This is a genomic window from Caulobacter sp. P1_D6 (assembly GCF_056406095.1).
Map to the genome: position 1 here is coordinate 1 of NZ_JBFUAW010000094.1, position 443 is coordinate 443.

Sequence of the window (443 nt, forward strand, 5' to 3'; positions counted from 1 at the left end):
CGCATGCGCCTGTCCCCGTCCGCATCCGAAAACATTGTCACCCGAGACAATGTTGCCTTTGATCCAGGGACGCCTTGATCCTACGACCGCGAGATCGACCGATCGTTCGGAGCCTCGCCATGCGCCAGTGGACCATCGACGCCTTCGCCTCGGGCCCGTTCAAGGGCAATCCGGCCTGCGTGGTCGAACCGTTCGAGACCTGGCCGGAGACCGCCTGGATGCAGGCCCTGGCCGCCGAGAACAACCAGGCCGAGACCGCCTTCCTGCTGAAGACCGCCGATCCGGCGCGGTTCGGCCTGCGCTGGTTCACGCCCACCGTCGAGGCCCCGATCTGCGGCCACGCCACCCTGGCCAGCGCCCACGCCCTGTTCGAGGAACTGGGCGTCGACGCGCCGCTGCTGACCTTCGACACCCTGGCGGGCGACCTGACCGTGCGCCGGGCC

Annotated in this window: 1 protein-coding gene; it reads left to right on the forward strand. The window is 68.8% G+C overall.

Annotation, left to right across the window (positions count from 1 at the left end):
* Positions 1-119: 119 nt before the first annotated feature.
* On the forward strand, positions 120-443 hold a 324-nt coding region (locus tag AC1DYP_RS24830; protein ID WP_477048568.1), incomplete at its 3' end, for a PhzF family phenazine biosynthesis protein.